The following is a 16917-nucleotide window of genomic DNA, read 5'->3' as shown; positions in this document are numbered from 1 at the left end:
CAGGCCTGATTTCGGAGCAACGGTAGCGGGACGATACACTTTGCAGTTATTTCATGAACAGTTAATTGATGTTATTTGCTTACCAAGGGCGGGGGATTAAGCTGGCGGCCGATTTCGTTTATTGGAGTGCTTCATGTCCCGCCGTCTGCCTGTGATTCTGCTGCTCGTTCTTCTGCCATTGTGGCTGGCCGCCAGTTATGGCGCGCGTTATGGCTTCATGGAGGATGCTCAATGGGTCGGCATCTGCGTTGACGAGGCCAGTCGCTGGGAATGCCAGGTGCGTTCGAACCTGGGTTTGATGATTCATTTCAAGGTGTTGGGCTGGGCGGCAGTGGCGGCAGCCGTGACCGGTTTTGTGCTGCCAGGGCGGGCAGGGTGGTGGTTGGCGGTATTGGCGCTGGTGTTCGGGTTTCCGGCGCTGGCGTTGTACACCACCACGTTGGCGGTGTTTGCGGTGGTGATTGCTGCTTTGCGTCTGGTTCGGGCATAAAAAAGATCGCAGCCTGCGGCGGCTCCTACACGGGGATATACGTTTCCCTGTGGGAGCCGCCGCAGGCTGCGATCTTTTGATCTTGCTGTGTTGATTACCCTTTGCGAACCCGCAAGCTGCGCCACAACGCCGCGACCATCAACACACTCACCAGCGCCCAGCCCCAAGCCTGCTGATTCTGCAGACCTTCACGAAACAGCTGCGGCGCAATGCCGGCGCCGATGATGAAGGTCAGCACGGCGATTTCCCGACGAGGCACGCTCACCGGCCGGCACAGGTACACCAGTGCCGGCAGGATGAAGGCGACACTCGGGAAGCTGCGATAACGCGGGTCGAACACCAGTTCCAGCATCATCACCGCCGCGGCAAAACCTGTCGCTGCCAGCCACCAGCCGGCTCGACGTTCGAGTGCATTGAAGGCGCGCCCACGCCAACCGGTGCGGGCGCTCAAGGTCAGCGCGGCATGGGCCAGCACCAACAGGTTCAACCCCGTCAGCAACGCTACCCACAACCATTCACTGGCAAAACGGGTGGTGACGCGGGCCAGGTCGCCCCAGGCGCCAATCGAGCAGGCCGCCAGGGCACCGAGCAGTGGCAGCACCAACGCTGCGCGGGTGCTGCGAACCCGACCGCCGAGGATCAGCGTGCCGATGAAGATCAAGCCACCCACCGCCAGCCATTGCGACCAGTACGGCACGTTCGAGACCGGCCCGGCGAGCACGCCCTTGTCCTGGCGATCAGCGTCGAATAGTCCCCAATAACCGCCCACCGCACCTTCGCTGGCGCGTTTCCAGGGCTGGTCGAACGCCTCGATCAGGTTGTAATGCCAGCCTTGCTGCTCGGCCATGATCACAAAGCTGCGGATGAACTTGGCTTCATTGACCCGGCTCGGCAGCGCCGTTTCGCGCTGACGACCTTCGCTCGGCCAGCCGGTTTCGCCAATCATCACGTCCTTGGGCGCGAACTTGTTGCCGAACACCTGGCGCACTTCAGCCACATGTTGCAGCGCGGCGTCGATGTTCGACGGATCGTCTTCCCAGTACGGCAATAAATGGATGGTCAGGAAATCCACTGCCGGGGCGACTTCCGGGTGTTTGAGCCAGAACTCCCAGACGTCGGCGTAGGTCACTGGTTGCTTGATCCGGCTTTTGACTTTATTGATCAGCGTTGCCAGTTGCGCGCCGGTGACTTCCTTGCGCAGCAGGGCTTCGTTGCCGACGATGACCGAGGTCACCACATCCGGGTTGGCATTGGCCGAGGCGATCAGCAGGTCGACTTCCTTGGCGGTGTCCACCGGGTTGCTGTTGACCCAGGCGCCGATCATCAGCTTCAGGCCGTGCTTGCGCGCCAGGTCGGGCAGGGCTTCGAGGCCGGTCATGGAATAGGTGCGGATGCATTCGAATCGGGTCGCCAACAGGGCGAGGTCGGCGTCCATGCGCTCGGGGCGCAGTTTGAACGGCACGTCGAATGGCGATTGGTCCTTGTCGAACGGGGTGTAGGAGGCGCATTGCAGCTTGTGCGTTGCGCTGGCCACGTCCGGCAGGATCACCGGTTTGCCGAGGCCGTACCAGAAGCCGCCGAGGGCAAACAGCCCCAGCAGGCAAGCGAAAAGATAAGCCAAAAAAGGAAAGCGTGATGTCGCGGGCATGTTCAGGCCGTCTGGGAGCAAAGCCGGGCATGTTACCTGCATTTTGCCTACGCTTGGTGGGCTGCTTGGTTTTGACATGCAAAGTTCAGGCGGGATGGCCTATGCATTTTTAGTTGTCGCGATTAATGGCCTTCTGATGTCGTTTCTCGATGTCTTGAGGTCGCTGGCAGAGCAGGTCACTGTTGGCGTCAGGTTGATGATCGACATATCAGTACTCCACTGATAATCGAGCGAGTTTGCGGTCGGCGTGATGGGGGCGCTGTGCACCATAAAAATACGTTGAGCGACTCGGCATCCGTCGAGTGCAGCACTTTCGGGGAAGTAACGATGAAGATGCGACGACTCTTGGGCGCAGGTGCCGCTTTGGTGCTGGCAATCAGTTCTACCGTAGCCAGCGCTGAAGGCAAGGCAGTAACGATCGGTTATGTCGACGGCTGGTCGGACAGCGTCGCCACGACCAACGTGGCTGCTGAAGTGATCAAACAGAAACTCGGTTATGACGTGAAACTGCAAGCGGTTGCCACCGGGATCATGTGGCAAGGTGTGGCCACCGGCAAACTCGACGCCATGCTGTCGGCGTGGCTGCCTGTGACTCACGGCGAATACTGGGCGAAGAACAAGGATCAGGTCGTCGACTACGGCCCGAACTTCAAGGATGCGAAAATCGGTCTGATCGTGCCGGAGTACGTCAAGGCCCAGTCGATTGCGGATCTGAAAACCGACGAGAGCTTCAAGGGCCGTATCGTCGGCATCGACGCCGGTTCAGGCGTGATGCTCAAGACCGATCAGGCCATCAAGGATTACGGTCTGGACAATTACACCCTCAAGGCCAGTTCCGGCGCCGGCATGATTGCCGAGCTGACCCGTGCCGAGAAGAAAAACGAATCCATTGCCGTCACCGGTTGGGTGCCGCACTGGATGTTCGCCAAGTGGAAACTGCGCTTCCTGGAAGACCCGAAAGGCGTTTACGGCGCAGCTGAAACCGTGAACAGCATCGGCAGCAAAGAACTGGCAACCAAAGCGCCTGAAGTCGCGAAGTTCCTGAAGAACTTCCAGTGGGCGTCGAAAGACGAAATCGGCCAAGTCATGTTGGCGATTCAGGACGGTGCCAAGCCTGAAGCCGCAGCGAAAGACTGGGTGGCTAAACACCCGGATCGCGTTGCCGAATGGACCAAATGATTTGAGCTGAAGCGTCTGGTCAGCACCTCCCAAGGCCCCTTGGCTTAAATGCCAAGGGGCTTTTTGCTTTCTGTGGGAATTCGGCGGGGGAGAAGCCGTCATGTCGTTCTAATACTAAGGTCGTCTGGAACCTCTCCGGCAGCCGCATAGAGTGGATAACGTTCCAACTAAAATCTGTGCTGCGAGGATAAAAACAATGAACGACAGCATTTACCTCTCGATTCAAAACAGCCCGCGCTTCAAGGAGCTGGTTAGCAAGAGGGAACGATTCGCCTGGATTCTTTCAGCGATCATGCTTGGGCTGTACTCCGGATTCATCCTTTTGATCGCTTACGGGCCGCATATTCTGGGCGCAAAGATCAGCCCCGAGTCTTCGATAACCTGGGGCATTCCGATCGGTGTCGGGCTGATTGTTTCGGCCTTTGTCCTGACTGGTATCTACGTACGACGCGCCAACGGCGAATTCGACGACTTGAACAATGCGATTCTCAAGGAGGCTCAGCAATGATCCGGCGTCTAATCGCTCTCTTGAGCATCGCAGCCTTTGCACCGGGCGCCTGGGCGGCTGAGGCCCTGACAGGTGCAGTGCAGAAACAACCGCTCAACGTATCCGCGATCATGATGTTCGTGGTGTTCGTCGGGGCAACCTTGTGCATCACCTATTGGGCGTCCAAGCGCAATAAATCGGCCGCCGACTACTATGCGGCGGGTGGCAAGATCACCGGTTTCCAGAACGGTCTGGCGATTGCCGGTGACTACATGTCCGCGGCGTCCTTCCTGGGTATTTCCGCCCTGGTGTTCACCTCCGGCTACGACGGCCTGATCTACTCGATCGGCTTCCTGGTGGGTTGGCCGATCATTCTGTTCCTGATCGCCGAACGCCTGCGTAACCTGGGCAAGTACACCTTTGCCGACGTGGCGTCCTATCGCTTGGGGCAAACCCAGATCCGCTCGCTGTCGGCGTGCGGTTCGCTGGTGGTGGTGGCGTTCTACCTGATCGCGCAAATGGTCGGTGCCGGCAAGCTGATTCAGCTGCTGTTCGGCCTGGACTACCACGTTGCGGTGATCCTGGTCGGTATCCTGATGTGCCTGTACGTGCTGTTCGGCGGCATGCTGGCGACCACTTGGGTGCAGATCATCAAGGCGGTGCTGTTGTTGTCCGGTGCCTCGTTCATGGCGCTGATGGTGATGAAGCACGTCAACTTCGACTTCAACACGCTGTTCTCCGAGGCGATCAAGGTTCACGCCAAAGGTGAAGCAATCATGAGCCCGGGCGGTCTGGTGAAAGACCCGATCTCGGCGTTCTCCCTCGGCCTGGCACTGATGTTCGGTACCGCTGGCCTGCCGCACATTCTGATGCGCTTCTTCACCGTGAGCGACGCGAAAGAAGCACGTAAAAGTGTGCTGTATGCAACCGGCTTCATTGGCTACTTCTACATCCTGACCTTCATCATCGGCTTCGGCGCGATCCTGCTGGTCAGCACCAACCCGGCCTTTAAAGATGCGGCAGGCGCGCTGTTGGGCGGCAACAACATGGCGGCGGTGCATTTGGCCAACGCGGTGGGTGGCAGTGTGTTCCTGGGCTTCATCTCGGCGGTGGCGTTTGCGACCATTCTGGCGGTGGTGGCTGGCCTGACCCTGGCCGGTGCCTCGGCAGTGTCCCATGACCTGTATGCCAGCGTGATCAAGAAGGGCAAGGCCAACGAGAAGGACGAAATCCGCGTCTCGAAAATCACCACCATCGCCCTGGCGGTGCTGGCGATCGGCCTGGGCATTCTGTTCGAGAAGCAGAACATCGCGTTCATGGTGGGCCTGGCGTTCTCCATCGCGGCGAGCTGCAACTTCCCGGTGCTGCTGCTTTCCATGTACTGGAAGAAACTGACGACTCGCGGTGCGATGATCGGCGGTTGGTTGGGGCTGGTCAGTGCGGTTGGCTTGATGGTGCTGGGGCCAACCATCTGGGTGCAGATCATGGGTCACGAGAAGGCGATCTTCCCGTATGAATACCCGGCGCTGTTCTCGATGATCATTGCCTTTATCGGGATCTGGTTCTTCTCGATCACCGACAAGTCGGCTGAGGGTGTAAACGAGCGGGCGCTGTTCTTCCCGCAGTTTGTCCGTTCGCAGACCGGGTTGGGGGCGAGTGGGGCGGTTTCGCACTAAGGCTTCTTATATATAAGCTGCGCTGACACGAATGCCCCGGTCGAGAGATCGGGGCATTTTTATTGGGCGGTTATCGCCCTTTGTGTGTACATATCCGTTTCTGCGGTAACGCCGGCTGGCGGTTTCGCTCTTACAGCGAGTCACTTTGAAAAAGGGGCGGGCAGAGTGAGATCAAAAGCCAGATCAAGATCAAAAGATCGCAGCCTTCGGCAACTCCTACGGGGGAACGCGTTCATTTGAAGCTAGGTCGGCCGGTAGGCCGCCTCGCTTTGCTTTTGAGGTGCACGCCCCCTCGAGAGGCCGAGTGGAGGTTCTGCGCAGTGGGCAACCCGGCATGGATGGCGGCGGGCCCACGGAGCAGGACCGGAGCGAGGGCATGCCGAGCCAAGGCGAGGCACCGAACGAAAGGGGCAAGAGCGCTTTGGTTACTTTCGCGCTTTTCGAAAGTGACTCGCTGTAAGAGCGAAACCATAAGCCGCCGTTACCGAAGAAACGGATATACACACAACCAAAGAGCACAAACAAAAACGGCCTCTATCTACATAGAGGCCGTTCTCGGTGCAACTTAAGACGTTATCGCAAGACAGGTCTTATTTGCGGTCTTCAAGCGGGGTGATGTCACGCGACTCGTAACCGGTGTACAGCTGGCGCGGACGGCCGATCTTGTACGGGCTGGAGAGCATTTCTTTCCAGTGGGAGATCCAGCCGACGGTCCGCGCCAGGGCGAAGATCACGGTGAACATACTGGTTGGAATGCCGATCGCCTTGAGGATGATCCCCGAGTAGAAGTCGACGTTCGGGTACAGCGAGCGTTCGATGAAGTACGGGTCGGTCAGGGCGATCTCTTCCAGGCGCATGGCCAGTTCGAGTTGCGGATCGTTGGTGATGCCCAGTTCCTTCAATACTTCGTCGCAGGTCTGCTTCATGACGGTAGCGCGTGGGTCGCGGTTTTTGTAAACCCGGTGACCGAAGCCCATCAGTTTGAACGGATCGTTCTTGTCCTTGGCTTTGGCGATGTACTTGTCGATGTTCGAGACATCGCCAATTTCATCGAGCATGGTCAACACGGCTTCGTTCGCCCCGCCGTGGGCAGGACCCCACAGTGCAGCGATACCGGCGGCGATACAGGCGAACGGGTTGGCACCCGAGGAACCTGCCAGACGTACGGTGGAGGTCGATGCGTTCTGCTCGTGGTCGGCATGGAGGATGAAGATCCGGTCCATGGCCTTGGCGAGTACCGGGCTGATCGGTTTGATCTCGCACGGGGTGTTGAACATCATGTGCAGGAAGTTTTCCGCGTACGACAGGTCGTTGCGCGGGTACATCATGGGTTGGCCCATGGAGTACTTGTAAACCATTGCTGCCAGAGTCGGCATCTTGGCAACCAGGCGGATCGCGGAGATTTCGCGATGCTGCGGGTTATTGATGTCGAGGGAGTCGTGGTAGAACGCCGAGAGGGCGCCAACTACACCGCACATGACGGCCATCGGGTGGGCGTCGCGACGGAAGCCGTTGAAGAAGGTCTTCAACTGCTCGTGGACCATGGTGTGGTTCTTCACGGTGCCGACGAACTGGGCCTTCTGTTCTGCGGTCGGCAGCTCGCCGTTGAGCAACAGGTAGCAGGTTTCCAGGTAGTCCGACTTTTCAGCCAGCTGTTCGATTGGGTAGCCGCGGTGCAGCAGAATACCGTTGTCGCCGTCGATGTAGGTGATCTTCGACTCGCAGGAGGCGGTCGACATGAAACCAGGGTCAAAGGTGAAACGGCCCGTGGCCGTCAGGCCCCGAACGTCGATAACATCGGGACCAACGGTGCCGGTTAAAATGGGCAGCTCGACGGGGGCTGCGCCCTCGATGATCAACTGCGCTTTTTTGTCAGCCATGTGGCCTCCTATTTATGCTTGAAATCATCAGACAGACCCCCCACGCAGGGCCCGCACCACTATAGTGAGATAAATTCGAATGTCAATTTGCCTAAAGTCTTGCTCCAGAAGGCTTTAACCGCACTTTTTTCTCGAAATTGCCTGCCGTTTACGCCTTTTATGTCACTTGTGCAATCCGCTATTAGGGGAAGGTGAACGCGTTGTCATTAGTAGCCTAACTGTCTATACTCGGCCACCGACCGCCAGGGGCTTTTGGGCCTGCTTTATTGGGGGTCGCATCCCTGGGTGGTGGTTACCTGACCAGTGCACTCCCCAACAACTTTGCCCTGATTGTTAGGGGCTCTTCAGTGTGAAAAAAAAAGCCGTGAAAAGCCAACGACCTGTAAACCTAGACCTAAGGACCATCAAACTCCCCATCACCGGCGTTACGTCGTTTCTTCACCGTGTTTCCGGCATCATCCTCTTCCTGGGCCTTGGCTTCATGCTTTATGCATTGGGCAAGTCTCTGGGTTCCGAGGAAGGTTTTGCCGAGGTGAAGGCATGCTTGACCAGCCCGCTGGCCAAGTTCGTAGCATGGGGCCTCCTGTCCGCTCTTCTGTATCACCTGGTAGCCGGTGTGCGCCACTTGATCATGGACATGGGCATCGGTGAGACGCTGGAAGGCGGCCGCCTGGGCTCGAAAATTATCATCGCCGTTTCCGTGGTGTTGATCGTTCTGGCAGGAGTTTGGATATGGTAACCAGCGTTACGAACCTTTCGCGTTCGGGCCTCTATGACTGGATGGCGCAACGTGTGTCTGCGGTTGTTCTCGCGGCTTATTTCATTTTCCTGATCGGATACCTCGCTGCGAATCCTGGCATTGGCTACGCCCAATGGCATGGCCTGTTCGCCCACAACGGGATGCGTATCTTCAGTCTGCTGGCCCTTGTGGCCCTGGGCGCTCACGCCTGGGTCGGCATGTGGACCATCGCGACCGACTACCTGACGCCGATGGCGCTGGGTAAGTCCGCGACTGCAGTACGTTTCCTTTTCCAGGCAGTATGCGGCGTTGCGATGTTCGCTTACTTCGTCTGGGGTGTGCAGATTCTCTGGGGTATCTGATCCATGGCTAACATTCCAACGATTTCTTTCGACGCCATCATTATTGGTGGCGGCGGTGCTGGCATGCGCGCTGCGCTGCAACTGGCACAAGGCGGTCACAAGACTGCCGTGATCACCAAGGTTTTCCCGACTCGTTCGCACACCGTATCGGCCCAGGGCGGCATCACTTGCGCCATTGCGTCTGCCGACCCGAACGATGACTGGCGCTGGCACATGTACGATACCGTCAAGGGTTCCGACTACATCGGTGACCAGGACGCTATCGAATACATGTGTCAGGAAGGCCCGGCTGCCGTTTACGAGCTGGACCACATGGGTATGCCGTTCTCGCGTACCGAGCAAGGTCGTATCTACCAGCGTCCGTTCGGCGGTCAGTCGAAGGATTACGGTAAAGGCGGGCAGGCTGCCCGTACTTGCGCCGCTTCCGACCGCACCGGTCACGCGCTGTTGCACACCCTTTATCAGGGCAACCTGAAAGCCGGTACCGTGTTCCTGAACGAGTACTACGCTGTCGATCTGGTAAAGAACGGTCAAGGCGAGTTCGTCGGTGTGATTGCGATCTGCATCGAAACCGGTGAAACCACCTACATCCGTGCCAAGGCCACCGTACTGGCCACCGGCGGTGCAGGTCGTATCTACGCTTCGACCACCAACGCCCTGATCAACACCGGTGACGGCGTTGGCATGGCGCTGCGTGCCGGCGTACCGGTACAAGACATCGAAATGTGGCAGTTCCACCCGACCGGCATCGCCGGCGCCGGTGTACTGGTAACCGAAGGTTGCCGTGGTGAAGGTGGTTACCTGATCAACAAGCACGGCGAGCGTTTCATGGAGCGTTATGCTCCGAACGCCAAAGACCTTGCCGGTCGTGACGTGGTTGCCCGTTCGATGGTTAAGGAAATCATCGCCGGCAACGGTTGCGGTCCGAATGGCGACCACGTAATGCTCAAGCTCGACCACCTGGGCGAGGAAGTGCTGCACAGCCGTCTGCCAGGCATCTGCGAACTGTCCAAGACTTTTGCGCACGTTGACCCGGTCGTCGCTCCGGTTCCGGTTGTTCCGACTTGCCACTATATGATGGGCGGCGTTGCCACCAACATTCATGGCCAGGCGATCACTCAGGACGCCGAAGGCAAAGACACCATCATTCCGGGCCTGTTCGCGGTTGGTGAAGTGGCTTGCGTATCGGTTCACGGTGCCAACCGTCTGGGCGGCAACTCGTTGCTCGACCTGGTGGTCTTCGGTCGTGCGGCCGGTCTGCACCTGGAAAAAGCGCTGACCGACGGTATCGAATACGACGACGCCACCGACGCCGACATCAATGCGGCCCTGTCGCGTCTGTCCGCTCTGAACGAGCGTACCGATGGTGAAGACGTGGCAACCCTGCGTCGCGAGCTGCAAAACTGCATGCAGAACTACTTCGGTGTATTCCGTACCGGCGAATACATGCAGAAGGGTATTGCTCAACTGGCTGATCTGCGTGGCCGTATCGCCAACGTCAAGATCAACGACAAGAGCCAGGCGTTCAACACCGCGCGTATCGAAGCGCTGGAGCTGCAGAACCTGCTGGAAGTGGCCGAAGCTACCGCCATCGCTGCAGAAGTACGTAAAGAGTCCCGCGGTGCTCACGCCCGTGAAGACTTTGAAGACCGTGACGACGAAAACTGGCTGTGCCACACCCTGTACTTCCCGGGTGAGAAGCGCGTTGCCAAGCGTGCAGTGAACTTCTCGCCGAAGACTGTTCCGACTTTTGAACCTAAGATTCGGACTTATTAAGGGTGGCCGCCATGTTGAAAGTCAGTGTTTATCGTTACAACCCTGATCAGGACGCTGCGCCGTTCATGCAGGAATTCCAGGTTGATACCGGTGGTAAAGACCTGATGGTGCTGGACGTGCTGGCCCTGATCAAAGAGCAGGACGAAGGTTTCTCCTATCGTCGCTCTTGCCGTGAAGGTGTTTGCGGTTCCGACGGCATGAACATCAACGGCAAAAACGGTCTGGCGTGCATCACGCCGCTGTCTGCCGTCGTAAAAGGTAACAAGCTGATCGTTCGTCCTCTGCCAGGTTTGCCGGTTATCCGTGACCTGGTCGTCGATATGAGCATCTTCTACAAGCAATACGAAAAGGTTAAGCCATACCTGCAGAACGACACGCCGGCTCCGGCCATCGAGCGTCTGCAGTCCCCGGAAGAGCGTGAAAAGCTCGACGGTCTGTACGAGTGCATCCTGTGCGCTTGCTGCTCGACTTCGTGCCCGTCCTTCTGGTGGAACCCGGACAAGTTCCTGGGCCCGGCTGCCCTGCTGCAAGCGTACCGCTTCCTGGCAGACAGCCGCGACACCAAGACGTCCGAGCGTCTGGCTTCGCTGGATGACCCGTTCAGCGTATTCCGCTGCCGGGGCATCATGAACTGCGTCAACGTTTGTCCGAAAGGCCTGAACCCGACTAAGGCCATCGGTCACATCCGTAACATGCTGCTGCAAAGCGGCGTGTGATTCAGCTGCTGTACCCGTAGAACCGCTGTACCCGTAGATGCTACGGCGCAGGCTTCAACCGGCGCCGTAGTTTTAACCTGAGCAGCAGCCCATAAGGCTGCGGCTCTTATTTTGAAGAAATGAGACAAGCAGGGGCATCCGGGCTGGTACCCGGACTATCAGCGTGATCCTAAGTGGCTTGTTTTAGTCGCTGCATTCGGACTTCTGCAAGTTTGCTCGGTGTCGACGCCGGTGGTGTTCCCCTAACCGAGGGTGACCAAGCATGCAAGAAAGCGTGATGCAGCGCATGTGGAACAGCGCCTACCTTTCCGGTAGTAACGCTGCCTATGTGGAAGAGCTCTACGAGCTCTACCTGCACGACCCTAACGCTGTGCCAGAAGAGTGGCGCACCTACTTCCAGAAGTTGCCTGCTGATGGCAACACTGCCACCGATGTTTCGCACTCCACAATTCGTGATCATTTCGTCTTGCTGGCAAAGAACCAGCGCCGCGCCCAACCGGTTTCCGCCGGCAGCGTGAGCAGTGAGCACGAGAAGAAGCAAGTTGAAGTGCTGCGATTGATCCAGGCCTACCGTATGCGTGGCCACCAGGCAGCCCAGCTTGACCCGCTGGGGCTGTGGCAGCGTCCTGCACCTGCAGACCTGTCAATCAATCATTACGGCTTGACCAATGCCGATCTTGATACGACCTTCCGTGCCGGCGACCTGTTCATCGGCAAAGAGGAGGCGAGCCTACGCGAAATTCACGAAGCGTTGCAGCAGACATATTGCCGCACCATCGGCGCTGAATTTACGCACATCACCGATTCCGAGCAGCGCCAGTGGTTCCAGCAGCGTCTGGAAAGCGTGCGCGGCCGTCCGACGTACTCCGCCGACATCAAGAGTCACCTGCTCGAGCGCGTCACTGCCGGCGAGGGTCTTGAAAAATACCTTGGCACCAAGTACCCGGGTACCAAGCGTTTCGGCCTGGAAGGCGGCGAGAGCCTGATTCCGATGCTCGATGAACTGATCCAGCGTTCCGGCTCCTACGGCACCAAGGAAATCGTCATTGGCATGGCCCACCGTGGTCGTCTGAACGTGCTGGTGAACACCTTTGGCAAGAACCCGCGCGAGTTGTTCGACGAGTTCGAAGGCAAGAAGAAGGTCGAGCTGGGTTCCGGTGACGTTAAATATCACCAGGGCTTCTCGTCCAACGTCATGACCACCGGCGGTGAAGTTCACCTGGCCATGGCTTTCAACCCGTCTCACCTGGAAATCGTTTCTCCAGTGGTCGAGGGTTCGGTCCGTGCCCGTCAGGATCGTCGTAACGATCCTACCGGTGAAAAGGTTCTGCCGATCTCCATCCACGGTGACGCGGCATTCGCCGGTCAGGGCGTGGTCATGGAAACCTTCCAGATGTCGCAGACCCGCGGTTTCAAGACCGGCGGCACCGTGCACATCGTGATCAACAACCAGGTCGGCTTCACCATCAGCAACCCGCTGGACTCGCGCTCCACCGAGTACGCGACCGACGTTGCGAAGATGATCCAGGCGCCGATCCTCCATGTGAATGGTGATGATCCGGAAGCCGTGTTGTTCGTGACCCAGTTGGCCATCGACTACCGCATGCAGTTCAAGCGTGACGTGGTGATCGATCTGGTCTGCTACCGTCGTCGCGGCCACAACGAGGCTGACGAGCCAAGCGGTACCCAGCCTCTGATGTATCAGCAGATCACCAAGCAGCGCACCACCCGTGAGCTGTATGCCGATCGTCTGACCCAGAGTGGGGTGCTGGACGCTGAGCGTGTTCAGGCGAAAGTCGACGAATACCGCAACGCGCTGGACAACGGTCTGCACGTAGTAAAAAGCCTGGTCAAAGAGCCGAACAAAGAGTTGTTCGTGGACTGGCGTCCGTATCTGGGCCACGCCTGGACCGCGCGTCACGACACTCGCTTCGATCTGAAAACCTTGCAGGAACTGTCCGCCAAGCTGCTGGAAATTCCGGAAGGCTTCGTGGTTCAGCGCCAGGTCTCGAAAATCTACGAAGACCGTCAGAAGATGCAAGCCGGCGGCCTGCCGATCAACTGGGGTTACGCCGAAACCATGGCGTACGCGACCCTGGCGTTCGAAGGTCACCCGATTCGCATGACGGGTCAGGACATTGGTCGCGGTACGTTCTCGCACCGTCACGCTGTCTTGCACAACCAGAAAGACGCGGGTACCTATATCCCGCTGCAAAACCTGTACAAGGGTCAGCCACGTTTCGACCTGTACGATTCGTTCCTGTCCGAAGAAGCGGTTCTGGCGTTCGAATACGGTTATTCGACCACCGAGCCAAACGCTCTGGTTATCTGGGAAGCCCAGTTCGGCGACTTCGCCAACGGTGCCCAAGTGGTTATCGACCAGTTCATCACCAGTGGCGAGCACAAGTGGGGCCGTCTCTGCGGTCTGACCATGCTGCTGCCGCACGGTTATGAAGGCCAGGGTCCTGAGCACTCTTCGGCTCGTCTGGAGCGTTACCTGCAGCTGTGCGCCGAGCACAACATTCAGGTAGCCGTGCCGACTACGCCGGCCCAGATCTACCACTTGCTGCGTCGTCAGGTGATTCGCCCGCTGCGCAAACCATTGGTAGTCCTGACTCCGAAGTCGTTGCTGCGTCACAAGCTGGCCATCTCGACCCTGGAAGATCTGGCCGAAGGTTCGTTCCAGACCGTGATCCCGGAAATCGATGCGCTTGATCCGAAAAAGGTCACTCGCATGATCCTGTGCAGCGGCAAGGTCTACTATGACCTGCTGGAAAAACGCCGTGCCGAAGGTCGTGAAGACATCGCCATCGTGCGTATCGAGCAGCTGTATCCGTTCCCTGAGGACGACCTGATGGAGGCGCTCGCCCCTTACACCAACCTCGAAAACGTGGTTTGGTGCCAGGAAGAGCCGATGAACCAGGGCGCCTGGTACAGCAGCCAGCATCACATGCGTCGCAGCCTGACCAACCATAAACAAGGCCTGGTCCTGGAATACGCTGGTCGTGAGGCGTCTGCCGCACCTGCTTGCGGTTACGCTTCGATGCACGCCGAGCAGCAGGAACAACTGCTGCAAGATGCTTTCACTGTTTAACGCCTTCGCGCACCTGAAACCGAATTTAAGGACCCACAGATAATGGCTATCGAAATCAAAGCCCCCACTTTCCCGGAATCGGTTGCCGATGGCACCGTTGCCACCTGGCACAAAAAACCGGGCGACGCCGTCAAGCGTGACGAACTGATCGTCGACATCGAAACCGACAAAGTCGTACTGGAAGTTCTGGCCACCGCTGATGGCGTGCTGGGCGCGATCGTCAAGAACGAAGGCGACACCGTTCTGTCCGACGAAGTTCTGGGCTCCATCGGTGAGGGCGGTGCTGCTGCCGCTCCAGCCGCTGCTGCACCTGCCGCTGCTGCCGCTGCTCCTGCCGAAGCGGGCGAAGACGATCCTGTTGCTGCACCGGCTGCTCGCAAGCTGGCTGAAGAAAACGGCATCAACATCGCTTCCGTTGCCGGTACTGGCAAAGGCGGTCGTGTGACCAAGGAAGACGTGGTAGCAGCTGTTGCCGCCAAGAAAGCCGCTCCGGCTGCTGCACCTGCCAAGGCTGCTGCACCGGCTGCTTCGGCTCCGGTATTCGCTGCTGGCGACCGCGTAGAAAAACGCGTTCCGATGACCCGTCTGCGTGCCAAGGTTGCCGAGCGTCTGGTTGAAGCTCAATCGAACATGGCCATGCTGACCACTTTCAACGAAGTCGACATGACCGAAGTCATGGCCCTGCGTTCGAAGTACAAGGACCTGTTCGAGAAGTCCCACAACGGCGTACGCCTGGGCTTCATGTCGTTCTTCGTGAAAGCGGCTACTGAAGCGCTGAAACGCTTCCCGGCTGTCAACGCGTCGATCGACGGTGCCGACATCGTTTACCACGGCTACGCCGACGTTGGTGTGGCTGTTTCCAGCGACCGCGGTCTGGTTGTACCGGTTCTGCGTAACGCCGAACTGATGAGCCTGGCTGAAATCGAAGGCGGCATCGCTACCTTCGGCAAGAAAGCCCGTGACGGCAAACTGTCGATGGAAGAAATGACCGGCGGCACGTTCACCATCACCAACGGCGGTACTTTCGGTTCGATGATGTCGACTCCGATCGTCAACCCGCCGCAGGCTGCGATTCTGGGTATGCACAACATCATCCAGCGCCCTATGGCGATCAACGGTCAGGTAGTTATCCGTCCGATGATGTACCTGGCGCTGTCCTACGATCACCGTCTGATCGATGGCAAAGAAGCTGTGACCTTCCTGGTGACCATCAAGAACCTGCTGGAAGACCCGGCTCGTTTGCTGCTGGATATCTGATTTCGTTGCACGGGCCGTTCAATGATGGGCGGCCCTTCTGTAATGACCAGCTTCGTCCCACGACGGTCCTCAAAAGGGGCCGTCCGGTTTGATTCGAGAAGGAATGACACATGACTCAGAAATTCGACGTGGTAGTGATTGGTGCGGGCCCTGGCGGCTACGTGGCTGCCATTAAAGCAGCGCAACTGGGCCTCACCACTGCCTGCATCGAGAAATACACCGACAAGGAAGGCAAACTGGCCCTCGGCGGTACTTGCCTGAACGTCGGCTGCATTCCATCCAAGGCGCTGCTGGACAGCTCCTGGAAGTTTCACGAAGCGCAAGACGGCTTCGCGATCCACGGTATCAACCACGCTGGCGTGACCATGGACGTGCCAGCAATGGTCGGCCGTAAAGCCAACATCGTCAAAGGCCTGACCTCCGGCGTTGCAACGCTGTTCAAGGCTAACGGCGTCACTTCGATCCAGGGCCACGGCAAACTGCTGGCTGGCAAGAAAGTCGAAGTCACCAAGCCTGACGGTTCGGTTGAAGTCATCGAAGCCGAAAACGTCATCCTGGCTCCGGGCTCGCGTCCGATCGACATTCCACCGGCTCCGGTCGACCAGAATGTGATCGTCGATTCGACTGGCGCTCTGGAATTCCAATCCGTACCAAAACGCCTGGGTGTAATCGGCGCCGGTGTTATCGGTCTGGAACTGGGTTCGGTATGGTCCCGTCTGGGCGCTGAAGTCACCGTTCTCGAAGCACTGGATACCTTCCTGATGGCAGCGGACACCGCTGTTTCCAAGGAAGCGCTGAAAACCCTGACCAAACAGGGTCTGGACATCAAGCTGGGCGCTCGCGTGACCGGTTCCAAAGTGAACGGCGACGAAGTCGTTGTGAACTACACCGATGCCAACGGCGAACAGAACATCACTTTCGACAAGCTGATCGTAGCCGTTGGTCGCCGTCCGGTGACCACTGATCTGCTGGCTGCTGATTGCGGCGTGACCCTCGACGAGCGCGGTTTCGTGCACGTTGACGATCACTGCGCCACCACTGTACCGGGCGTTTACGCCATCGGTGACGTGGTTCGCGGCATGATGCTGGCTCACAAAGCCTCGGAAGAGGGCATCATGGTTGTCGAGCGCATCAAGGGCCACAAAGCCCAGATGAACTATGACCTGATCCCTTCGGTTATTTATACTCACCCGGAAATCGCGTGGGTCGGTAAAACCGAGCAGGCCTTGAAAGCTGAAGGCGTAGAAGTTAACGTCGGCACCTTCCCGTTCGCAGCCTCTGGCCGTGCCATGGCCGCCAACGATACCGGTGGTTTCGTCAAGGTCATCGCTGATGCCAAGACTGACCGCGTATTGGGCGTCCACGTGATTGGCCCGAGCGCCGCAGAACTGGTTCAGCAGGGCGCGATCGGCATGGAATTCGGCACCAGCGCTGAAGACCTGGGCATGATGGTTTTCTCCCATCCGACCCTGTCTGAAGCCTTGCACGAAGCAGCGTTGGCAGTGAATGGCGGCGCCATCCACATCGCCAACCGCAAGAAACGCTAAGCGGATAATAAGAAACCACGGCGGTACGGCCCGTCGTGAGCCTTGCGAGCAAGACTCACCGCGGAA

The 16917-nt window shown here is 58.3% G+C and carries 13 protein-coding genes; 11 read left to right on the top strand and 2 right to left on the bottom strand.

Translation table 11 applies throughout. From position 1 onward, the window contains the following. The first annotated feature begins 133 nt into the window (after positions 1-133). Positions 134-490, top strand: coding sequence for a hypothetical protein (locus tag AF70_RS23115; protein WP_028940016.1), 357 nt, complete (start codon positions 134-136; stop codon positions 488-490). A 94-nt stretch (positions 491-584) separates the two neighbouring features. Here AF70_RS23115 and AF70_RS23110 read toward each other — a convergent pair whose 3' ends face one another. Continuing rightward, on the bottom strand, positions 585-2180 hold the full coding sequence (locus AF70_RS23110; protein ID WP_026331728.1) for a beta-1,6-glucan synthase: 1596 nt from the start codon (positions 2178-2180) through the stop codon (positions 585-587). Positions 2181-2465: 285 nt separating this feature from the next. Here AF70_RS23110 and AF70_RS23105 point away from each other — a divergent pair, with 285 nt between their 5' ends. The 3 genes from AF70_RS23105 (at position 2466) to AF70_RS23095 (ending at position 5480) form a co-directional block, all read left to right on the top strand. Continuing rightward, the gene (locus AF70_RS23105) at positions 2466-3317 is read left to right on the top strand and encodes a glycine betaine ABC transporter substrate-binding protein (RefSeq protein ID WP_028940017.1); all 852 of its coding nucleotides are present in this window, start codon (positions 2466-2468) and stop codon (positions 3315-3317) included. A gap of 196 nt (positions 3318-3513) precedes the next feature. Further along, positions 3514-3825 carry a DUF485 domain-containing protein gene (locus AF70_RS23100; protein WP_007939152.1) on the top strand — a complete coding sequence of 104 codons (312 nt, stop codon included), beginning with the start codon at positions 3514-3516 and terminating at the stop codon, positions 3823-3825. Beyond that, positions 3822-5480 carry a cation acetate symporter gene (locus tag AF70_RS23095; RefSeq protein WP_028940018.1) on the top strand — a complete coding sequence of 553 codons (1659 nt, stop codon included), beginning with the start codon at positions 3822-3824 and terminating at the stop codon, positions 5478-5480. Before AF70_RS23100 ends, AF70_RS23095 begins: the two co-directional genes overlap by 4 nt. Positions 5481-6070: 590 nt before the next feature. Here the strand turns inward: AF70_RS23095 and gltA are convergent. After that, positions 6071-7360, bottom strand: coding sequence for a citrate synthase (gene gltA, locus AF70_RS23090; RefSeq protein WP_018925105.1), 1290 nt, complete (start codon positions 7358-7360; stop codon positions 6071-6073). A gap of 364 nt (positions 7361-7724) precedes the next feature. Between gltA and sdhC the strand changes: the two genes are divergently transcribed. The 7 genes from sdhC (at position 7725) to lpdA (ending at position 16851) form a co-directional block, all read left to right on the top strand. Continuing rightward, positions 7725-8099, top strand: a complete 375-nt coding sequence (gene sdhC / locus AF70_RS23085; RefSeq protein WP_015096190.1) for a succinate dehydrogenase, cytochrome b556 subunit — start codon at positions 7725-7727, stop codon at positions 8097-8099. Further along, positions 8093-8461, top strand: a complete 369-nt coding sequence (sdhD, locus tag AF70_RS23080) for a succinate dehydrogenase, hydrophobic membrane anchor protein (protein ID WP_003210573.1) — start codon at positions 8093-8095, stop codon at positions 8459-8461. The genes sdhC and sdhD overlap by 7 nt, the downstream gene beginning before the upstream one ends. Positions 8462-8464: 3 nt before the next feature. Continuing rightward, positions 8465-10237, top strand: coding sequence for a succinate dehydrogenase flavoprotein subunit (sdhA, locus tag AF70_RS23075; RefSeq protein ID WP_019579623.1), 1773 nt, complete (start codon positions 8465-8467; stop codon positions 10235-10237). Positions 10238-10248: 11 nt separating this feature from the next. Next, positions 10249-10953: a succinate dehydrogenase iron-sulfur subunit gene (locus tag AF70_RS23070; protein WP_007936040.1), complete on the top strand. Its 705-nt coding sequence runs from the start codon at positions 10249-10251 to the stop codon at positions 10951-10953. 262 nt (positions 10954-11215) lie between these two features. Further along, complete coding sequence (locus AF70_RS23065) at positions 11216-14047, top strand: 2-oxoglutarate dehydrogenase E1 component (RefSeq protein WP_018925108.1); 2832 nt, start codon at positions 11216-11218, stop codon at positions 14045-14047. Between the two features lie 42 nt (positions 14048-14089). Next, entirely contained in the window at positions 14090-15304 is a 1215-nt protein-coding gene (gene odhB / locus AF70_RS23060) for a 2-oxoglutarate dehydrogenase complex dihydrolipoyllysine-residue succinyltransferase (RefSeq protein WP_018925109.1), read from the top strand. A 110-nt stretch (positions 15305-15414) separates the two neighbouring features. After that, positions 15415-16851 (top strand): dihydrolipoyl dehydrogenase, encoded by a 1437-nt coding sequence (gene lpdA, locus AF70_RS23055; RefSeq protein WP_018925110.1) that lies wholly within the window; start codon positions 15415-15417, stop codon positions 16849-16851. Positions 16852-16917: the final 66 nt, after the last annotated feature.

Origin of the sequence: Pseudomonas sp. KD5 (genome assembly GCF_012932895.1) — a bacterium.
GTDB lineage: Bacteria > Pseudomonadota > Gammaproteobacteria > Pseudomonadales > Pseudomonadaceae > Aquipseudomonas.
This window is presented reverse-complemented; position numbering and strand designations above follow the sequence as displayed.